The following is a 7,469-nucleotide window of genomic DNA, read 5'->3' as shown; positions in this document are numbered from 1 at the left end:
ACGAACACGCTGGAGTGCCTGAATAAAGAGGTGAAGCAGCGTGCAGATGCTACTACCGAGCCAAGTGCAGTCCTAGCGAATTGCCCGATTCTAGCGGTAAAATGCAGGCAGAAGTAGGCGAAACGAGGTAAATTAGCCGCCAGAGGTTGAAAAGTCGTTTAACTGACTCCATTCCTGTGGTGAGATATTTCGGGCGAATATATGTGTATATGTGGTCGGAAGTTAACTTCACTTTGTCATGGCGAGATTGTTTTTTCAGCTCACCCCAGTTATATTTCAGACCGTAGGTCTGCAAACGATTCCCAAGGTGATTTGGAAAAATCGATGAAATCACTGTTTAAAGTCACATTGTCAGCTACCACGATGGCCGTCGCGCTGAATGCTACGCTGACAATGGCTGCCAGTGCTTCTCAGGCGAAGATAGAAAAAGATGCGACAGAAAACGGGTGACGCTTACGCGGCTAAATTAGCTAAAGAGAAAGGCGTGAAGAAAACCGAATCCGGTCTGCTCTAATAGGTTCTGCTTTACTAGGTAGAGAAAGAGGCAACTGGCAGCGCGCCTACTGACAGCGACACCGTTGTGGTGAACTACAAAGGGACGCTGATTGACGGCACCGAGTTCGATAACTCTTACACCCGCGGCGAGCGGCTGTCATTCCGCTTGGATGGTGTTATCCTTGGCTAGACGGAAGGCCTGAAGCACGTGAAGAGAGGCGGCAAAATCAAGCTGGTGATCCCACCGAACTTGGCTTACGCCAAAAATGGCGTTCCGGGTATTCCGGCTAACTCCAGGCTGGTATTTGACATTGAACTGCTGGGCATTAAAGCTGCAGTGAAGGCCTGTGCCGCACCAGCCGCTGGTGATGCGAAAGCTAAGCAGTAATGCCTGCCACCGCCAGCACTGCTATTTCCCTAGTTTTTGCGTTAGATTGCATTTCACGACAAAGGTCTGGGACACGCCTTTGTCATATTTGCTAGACTATCCGGCGCGCATTTAATAAGAATGAGTCTGCCTTGGTGCCGTGTGACAGGCTCTGGTCAAAGGGTGGTGTCGTCATGTCTAATTCACTGTTCTTCGGTGACGTCGCGGATTTGGAGTCGCTTGAACAGCATCCATTCACGGCTGGGGATTTCGAAATTCTCAAATCTTACGAAGCTGTTGTTGATGGCCTTGCGATGCTTATCGGTTCGCACTGCGAAATCGTGCTTCACTCGCTGGAAGACCTGAAGTGCTCGGCGGTGCGTATTGCCAATGGTGAACATACCGGGCGCAAAATTGGATCGCCAATCACCGATCTCGCGCTGCGCATGCTGCACGATATGACGGGTACTGACAGTAGTGTCTCGAAAGCCTACTTTACCCGTGCCAAAAGCGGCGCGCTGATGAAGTCGGTGACCATTGCTATCCGCAATCGCGAACAGCGGGTGATTGGCCTGCTGTGCATCAACATGAACCTTGATGTGCCGTTTTCACAGATTATGGCGACGTTCATGCCGCCCGAGACGCAGGAAGTAGCCTCCTCGGTCAACTTCGCCTCCTCGGTGGAAGACTTGGTGATGCAGACGCTGGAATTCTCGATTGAAGAAGTCAGCGCTGACCGCAATGTGTCCAACAACGCCAAGAATCGCCAAATCGTGCTCAATTTGTATGAGAAAGGGATCTTTAATATCAAAGATGCGATAAACCAAGTAGCGGACCGCCTGAATATCTCCAAGCACACGGTCTATCTCTACATTCGCCAGTTCAAGAATGGCGATTTCCACGGCTAGGATAAGTAATGCGTTTTTGCCTGATGGTGACCGGCCCAGCTTATGGCACGCAGCAGGCCAGTAGCGCTTGGCTGTTTGCTCGCGAGCTGCTGGCGCAGATGCATGAACTGGAAAGCGTGTTTTTCTATCGCGAAGGGGTACTGAATGCCAGTCTACTTAATGCCCCGGCCAGCGATGAAACCGATCTGACCCGTCACTGGCAGCAGCTGCACACAGAGCACAGCGTGGCGCTGAATATCTGCGTGGCGGCGGCGCTGCGCCGTGGCGTGGCCGATGAGCTAGAAGCCGCCAGCCTTGGCCTGCCTGTGGCTAATCTGGCCACAGGTTTTCAGCTCAGCGGGCTGGGCGCGCTGGCGGAGGCCGCCCTCAGCTGTAATCGCATGGTGCAGTTCTGATGAATCGTATCGCTTTCGTATTTACTCAGGCGCCGCACGGCACCAGTGCCGGGCGGGAAGGGCTGGATGCTGTGCTGGCGACGTCGGCATTCAGCGAGGATATCGCGCTGTTCTTTGTAAGCGATGGCGTACTGCAGCTCACTGCGGGTCAGCAGCCGCAGCAGATTCTGGCGCGCAACTACATCGCTACCTTTGGTGTGCTGCCGATGTATGACGTTGAACGCTGCTATCTGTGCGCCGCGGCGTTAGCAGAACGAGGTATTGCTGCCGACGCGGCCCGCGTGCTGCCTGCTGAGATATTAACGATTGCTGACCTGCGCCAGACCCTGAACGACTATGACCGGGTAATTACCTTCTGAGGAAACCATGCTGCATACCCTGATGACGTCACCTTTCCGCTGCGATATTGCAGCGTTGCTGCGCCTGCTGGGTGACGGTGATGATGTGCTACTGCTACAGGATGGGGTGATTGCGGCTCTGGAAGGCAGTCCTGCCCTTGAAGCCTTGCTAAATGCCCCCATCTCACTCTACGTGCTGCAGGAAGATGTCGAGGCGCGTGGGTTATCTGCTCAAATTTCAACCAATGTGGTGTCAGTAGGTTATACTAACTTCGTTGCGCTGGTTGTAAAGAACCCGCAGCAAATGACTTGGTGACAGTAGTAATTCTGGTTATTTCTTGACACCTTTTGATCTCAGCCTTAAAATTTTGCAGCCTCGTTATTTCACGAGGCGATTTATTACGTGTTTACGAAGCAGAAGCTAAATCCTAGGAGCTATTTAATGGCAACAGTTAACCAGCTAGTTCGCAAACCACGCGTACGCAAAGTTGCAAAGAGCAACGTCCCTGCGCTGGAAGCCTGCCCGCAGAAACGTGGTGTATGTACTCGTGTATACACTACTACCCCTAAAAAACCGAACTCCGCACTGCGTAAAGTATGTCGTGTTCGCTTAACCAACGGTTTTGAAGTTACCTCCTACATCGGCGGTGAAGGTCATAACCTGCAGGAACACTCCGTGATCATGATCCGTGGTGGTCGTGTAAAAGACTTGCCAGGTGTACGTTACCACACCGTTCGTGGCGCGCTGGACTGCTCAGGTGTTAAAGATCGTAAGCAGGCTCGCTCCAAGTACGGTGTGAAGAAGCCAAAGGCTTAATGGTTCTCCGTTAAGTAAGGCCAAACGTTTTATCTTAAATGTCATAAGAAACTCGTAGAGTTTTGGACAATCCTGAATTAATAACGGAGTATTTCCATGCCACGTCGTCGCGTCATTGGTCAGCGTAAAATCCTGCCAGATCCTAAGTTCGGATCAGAATTGCTGGCCAAATTTGTCAATATCCTGATGGTAGATGGTAAAAAATCTACTGCTGAAGCTATCGTTTATAACGCGCTGGAGACCTTGGCTCAGCGTTCTGGTAAAAACGAGCTGGAAGCATTCGAAGTAGCCCTAGACAACGTCCGTCCAGCCGTGGAAGTTAAATCCCGTCGCGTTGGTGGTTCTACTTATCAGGTACCAATTGAAGTCCGTCCGGTTCGTCGTAATGCCTTGGCAATGCGTTGGATCGTAGAAGCTGCTCGTAAACGCGGTGATAAATCTATGGCTCTGCGCTTGGCGAACGAACTTTCTGATGCTGCAGAAAACAAAGGTACTGCAGTTAAGAAACGTGAAGATGTTCACCGTATGGCCGAAGCCAACAAGGCGTTCGCTCACTACCGCTGGTAATAGCACTGTAGTTGTTATAAACCCAGCGGGCGTCCCAGTGACTCACCTGCTGGGATTTTTTAACTTAGGACGTCTAAGAATCAGAGGAATCAAATGGCTCGTAAAACACCCATTGAACGCTATCGTAACATCGGTATCAGTGCGCACATCGACGCCGGTAAGACTACAACTACCGAACGTGTTCTGTTCTACACCGGTGTAAACCACAAAATCGGTGAGGTACATGACGGCGCAGCAACCATGGACTGGATGGAGCAGGAACAGGAACGTGGTATTACCATCACTTCCGCTGCGACCACCTGTTACTGGTCTGGTATGGCTAAGCAATTTGAGCCACACCACGTAAACATCATCGACACCCCAGGACACGTTGACTTCACCATCGAAGTTGAGCGTTCTATGCGTGTGCTTGATGGCGCGGTAATGGTTTACTGTGCAGTTGGTGGCGTTCAGCCACAGTCTGAGACCGTATGGCGCCAGGCTAACAAGTACAAAGTTCCACGTATTGCGTTCGTTAACAAAATGGACCGTATGGGTGCAAACTTCCTGAAAGTTGTTGACCAGATGGAAAAGCGCCTAGGTGCAAACCCGGTGCCATTGCAGTTGGCTATCGGCGCAGAAGAGAAATTCACCGGTGTTGTTGACCTAGTGAAAATGAAAGCGATCAACTGGAACGAAGCCGATCAAGGGGTCACCTTCGAATACGAAGATATCCCAGCTGATATGCAGGAACTGGCCGAAGAGTGGCGTGGCAAGCTGGTTGAAGCTGCAGTTGAAGGCTCTGATGAGCTGATAGAAAAGTTCTTTGGCGGCGAAGAGCTGACTGAAGAAGAGATCAAAACTTCTCTGCGTCAGCGCGTTCTGAACAGCGAAATCATCTTGGTTACCTGTGGTTCTGCATTTAAGAACAAAGGTGTTCAGGCGATGCTGGATGCGGTCATTGAGTATCTGCCAGCACCGACCGACGTTACCGCGATTAACGGTATGTTGGACGATGGTAAAAACACTCCAGCTGTTCGTCACTCAGATGACAAAGAGCCGTTTGCTGCTCTGGCGTTTAAAATTGCTACCGACCCATTTGTGGGCAACCTGACCTTCTTCCGCGTTTACTCTGGTGTAGTAAACTCAGGTGATGCCGTGTTCAACCCTGTTAAATCTGCTCGTGAGCGTCTGGGCCGTATCGTACAGATGCACGCTAACAAGCGTGAAGAGATCAAAGAAGTTCGTGCAGGCGATATCGCCGCCGCGATCGGTCTGAAAGACGTGACCACTGGTGACACCCTTTGTGATCCGGACAACGTCATCATTTTGGAGCGTATGGAATTCCCTGAGCCGGTAATATCCATCGCTGTAGAGCCGAAAACCAAAGCTGACCAGGAAAAAATGGGTCTAGCTCTGGGTCGTCTGGCTAAAGAAGACCCGTCATTCCGCGTATGGACTGACGAAGAGACTAACCAGACTATCATCGCTGGTATGGGTGAGCTGCACCTAGACATCATCGCTGACCGTATGAAGCGTGAATTCAACGTTGAAGCCAACGTCGGTAAACCTCAGGTTGCTTACCGCGAAGCGATTCGTACGAAAGTTACCGATATCGAAGGTAAACACGCCAAACAGTCTGGTGGTCGTGGTCAGTACGGTCATGTTGTTATCGACATGTACCCACTGGAGCCGGGCGTTACCCTTAAAGGTTACGAATTCATCAATGATATTAAAGGTGGTGTGATTCCTGGTGAATACATCCCTGCGGTTGACAAAGGTATTCAGGAACAGATGAAATCAGGTCCACTGGCTGGTTACCCAGTAGTAGATCTCGGCGTTCGTCTGCACTTTGGTTCATACCATGATGTTGACTCCTCAGAACTGGCGTTTAAACTGGCGGCTTCTATTGCGTTCAAAGACGGCTTTAAGAAAGCAACGCCGGTACTGCTTGAACCAATCATGAAGGTTGAAGTAGAGACTCCTGAAGAGAATACCGGTGACGTTATCGGTGACCTTAGCCGTCGTCGTGGTATGCTCAAAGGACAAGAATCTAACGCTACTGGCGTTCAGATTTATGCTGAGGTTCCGCTGTCTGAAATGTTCGGATACGCGACTCAGTTGCGTTCTCTGACGAAAGGCCGTGCTTCGTACTCCATGGAGTTCCTGAAGTATGATGATGCGCCGAACAACGTCGCTCAGGCCGTAATTGAAGCTCGTAGCAAATAAGCTACAGTTTAAATATTGATCCTATGCTCTCACCAAAGGGTGAGCATTAAAGTAAGGAATATCGTCGTGTCTAAAGAGAAATTTGAACGTTCCAAACCGCACGTCAACGTTGGTACTATCGGCCACGTTGACCACGGTAAAACTACCCTGACTGCTGCTATCACTACCGTTCTGGCTAAAACCTATGGCGGTTCTGCTCGTGCGTTCGACCAGATCGATAACGCGCCAGAAGAAAAAGCACGTGGTATCACCATCAACACTTCTCACGTTGAATATGATACCCCAACTCGTCACTACGCGCACGTTGACTGCCCAGGCCATGCCGACTACGTGAAAAATATGATCACCGGTGCTGCTCAGATGGACGGCGCGATCTTGGTTGTTGCTGCGACTGATGGCCCAATGCCGCAGACCCGTGAGCACATCCTGCTGGGTCGTCAGGTTGGCGTTCCTTTCATCATCGTGTTCATGAACAAATGTGACATGGTTGATGACGAAGAGCTGCTGGAGCTGGTTGAAATGGAAGTGCGTGAGCTGCTGTCTGCCTACGATTTCCCTGGTGATGACCTGCCAATCGTTCGCGGTTCTGCATTGAAAGCACTGCAGGGCGAAGCTGACTGGGAAGCGAAAATCATCGAACTAGCTGAGCATTTGGACAGCTACATCCCAGAGCCAGAGCGTGCGATTGATAAGCCATTCCTGCTGCCAATCGAAGACGTATTCTCCATCTCCGGTCGTGGTACTGTTGTTACTGGTCGTGTAGAGCGCGGTATCGTTAAAGTGGGTGAAGAAGTTGAGATCGTGGGTCTGAAAGATACCGTGAAATCTACCTGTACCGGCGTTGAAATGTTCCGTAAGCTGCTGGACGAAGGTCGTGCAGGCGAGAACTGTGGTATCCTGCTGCGCGGTATTAAGCGTGAAGACGTTGAGCGCGGCCAGGTTCTGGCTAAGCCAGGCTCAATCAATCCACACACCAAGTTCGAATCAGAAGTTTATATTCTGACTAAAGAAGAAGGCGGCCGTCATAGCCCATTTTTCAAAGGTTACCGTCCACAGTTCTACTTCCGTACGACTGATGTGACCGGTACCATCGAACTGCCAGAAGGCGTTGAAATGGTCATGCCAGGCGACAACATCAAGCTGGTTGTTGAACTGATCAAACCAATCGCAATGGACGACGGTCTGCGTTTCGCAATCCGTGAAGGTGGTCGTACCGTTGGTGCAGGTGTTGTTGCTAAAGTTATTGCTTAATTGTGATGATTTGAACTGGCAGAGTTCGCTCTGCCAAAGCAATAGAAAAGAGCGCTTCGGCGCTCTTTTCTATTGTGGTGAGCTAATAACCATTGTAATCTTGCGCTGGAACTGGAACTGGAA

At 50.6% G+C, this 7,469-nt stretch carries 8 protein-coding genes and 1 pseudogene; all 9 read left to right on the top strand.

Annotated elements, in window-relative coordinates; translation table 11 throughout:
- Positions 1-339 precede the first annotated feature (339 nt).
- Positions 340-883 (top strand): annotated as a pseudogene (gene fkpA / locus BBW68_RS12720) (FKBP-type peptidyl-prolyl cis-trans isomerase); the annotation flags it as partial.
- A 173-nt stretch (positions 884-1,056) separates the two neighbouring features.
- A complete protein-coding gene (locus BBW68_RS12715; protein WP_070135645.1) occupies positions 1,057-1,770 on the top strand; it encodes a helix-turn-helix transcriptional regulator in 714 nt (237 codons plus the stop codon).
- Between the two features lie 8 nt (positions 1,771-1,778).
- Positions 1,779-2,165 (top strand): sulfurtransferase complex subunit TusD, encoded by a 387-nt coding sequence (gene tusD / locus BBW68_RS12710; protein WP_070135644.1) that lies wholly within the window; start codon positions 1,779-1,781, stop codon positions 2,163-2,165.
- Positions 2,165-2,524, top strand: a complete 360-nt coding sequence (tusC, locus tag BBW68_RS12705; protein ID WP_070135643.1) for a sulfurtransferase complex subunit TusC — start codon at positions 2,165-2,167, stop codon at positions 2,522-2,524. The genes tusD and tusC overlap by 1 nt, the downstream gene beginning before the upstream one ends.
- Positions 2,525-2,531: 7 nt before the next feature.
- Positions 2,532-2,819, top strand: a complete 288-nt coding sequence (tusB, locus tag BBW68_RS12700) for a sulfurtransferase complex subunit TusB (protein ID WP_070135642.1) — start codon at positions 2,532-2,534, stop codon at positions 2,817-2,819.
- A 126-nt stretch (positions 2,820-2,945) separates the two neighbouring features.
- A complete protein-coding gene (rpsL, locus tag BBW68_RS12695) occupies positions 2,946-3,320 on the top strand; it encodes a 30S ribosomal protein S12 (RefSeq protein ID WP_070135641.1) in 375 nt (124 codons plus the stop codon).
- 96 nt (positions 3,321-3,416) lie between these two features.
- On the top strand, positions 3,417-3,887 hold the full coding sequence (rpsG, locus tag BBW68_RS12690; RefSeq protein ID WP_070135640.1) for a 30S ribosomal protein S7: 471 nt from the start codon (positions 3,417-3,419) through the stop codon (positions 3,885-3,887).
- A 93-nt stretch (positions 3,888-3,980) separates the two neighbouring features.
- A complete protein-coding gene (gene fusA / locus BBW68_RS12685) occupies positions 3,981-6,095 on the top strand; it encodes an elongation factor G (protein WP_070135639.1) in 2,115 nt (704 codons plus the stop codon).
- 66 nt (positions 6,096-6,161) lie between these two features.
- A complete protein-coding gene (gene tuf / locus BBW68_RS12680; RefSeq protein ID WP_070135638.1) occupies positions 6,162-7,346 on the top strand; it encodes an elongation factor Tu in 1,185 nt (394 codons plus the stop codon).
- The last annotated feature ends 123 nt before the right edge of the window (positions 7,347-7,469 follow it).

The organism is Candidatus Erwinia dacicola, assembly GCF_001756855.1.
GTDB lineage: Bacteria > Pseudomonadota > Gammaproteobacteria > Enterobacterales > Enterobacteriaceae > Erwinia > Erwinia dacicola.
The sequence above is the reverse complement of the archived record's forward strand: the minus strand, read 5'-3'. Positions and strand labels throughout refer to the sequence as shown.

Bases quoted from the DNA above. Each gene is read 5' to 3' on its own strand.
- BBW68_RS12715 (WP_070135645.1), top strand. From the start codon at position 1,057: ATGTCTAATTCACTGTTCTTCGGTGACGTCGCGGATTTGGAGTCGCTT.
- tusD (WP_070135644.1), top strand. From the start codon at position 1,779: ATGCGTTTTTGCCTGATGGTGACCGGCCCAGCTTATGGCACGCAGCAG.
- tusC (WP_070135643.1), top strand. From the start codon at position 2,165: ATGAATCGTATCGCTTTCGTATTTACTCAGGCGCCGCACGGCACCAGT.
- tusB (WP_070135642.1), top strand. From the start codon at position 2,532: ATGCTGCATACCCTGATGACGTCACCTTTCCGCTGCGATATTGCAGCG.
- rpsL (WP_070135641.1), top strand. From the start codon at position 2,946: ATGGCAACAGTTAACCAGCTAGTTCGCAAACCACGCGTACGCAAAGTT.
- rpsG (WP_070135640.1), top strand. From the start codon at position 3,417: ATGCCACGTCGTCGCGTCATTGGTCAGCGTAAAATCCTGCCAGATCCT.
- fusA (WP_070135639.1), top strand. From the start codon at position 3,981: ATGGCTCGTAAAACACCCATTGAACGCTATCGTAACATCGGTATCAGT.